Origin of the sequence: Plebeiibacterium marinum (assembly GCF_026013615.1) — a bacterium.
GTDB classification, from domain to species: Bacteria; Bacteroidota; Bacteroidia; order Bacteroidales; family Marinilabiliaceae; genus Saccharicrinis; species Saccharicrinis marinus_A.
Genome location: NZ_JAPDPI010000177.1, coordinates 1 through 325, shown reverse-complemented (window position 1 = coordinate 325; position 325 = coordinate 1). Strand labels below are relative to the sequence as shown.

The window sequence follows — 325 nt, the reverse complement described above, 5'->3', positions numbered from 1 at the left end:
CAATTTTTGATTTCTCTTTCACGAGCATAAGCAAGTTCTTTTGAATCGAAAGCTTCAGTGTATATAATTTCCCAATCATTGGTTTGTGCTGTATAACCGGTATGTTTTTGATTGTGCTTTGCAAGTCTTGACTCAAGAGAATCACAAGTGTGACCGATATAGTATTTGTTTTTAGAAGGAGAGTGTAGGATGTATAAATGGCAAGGCATGATGTTGGGTTTTATGAAATAAAAAAAAGCCTCGCAAAAATTTGCAAGGCTTTGTGGGCGATGAGGGAGTCGAACCCCCGACCCTCCCGTGATAAATCAACGGGATGCTCAGACCC

Annotated in this window: 1 protein-coding gene; it reads right to left on the bottom strand. The window is 40.0% G+C overall.

Annotation, left to right across the window (positions count from 1 at the left end):
- On the bottom strand, nt 1-209 hold a 209-nt coding region (locus tag OM074_RS21375), incomplete at its 3' end, for a GIY-YIG nuclease family protein (RefSeq protein WP_301202737.1).
- Nucleotides 210-325: the final 116 nt, after the last annotated feature.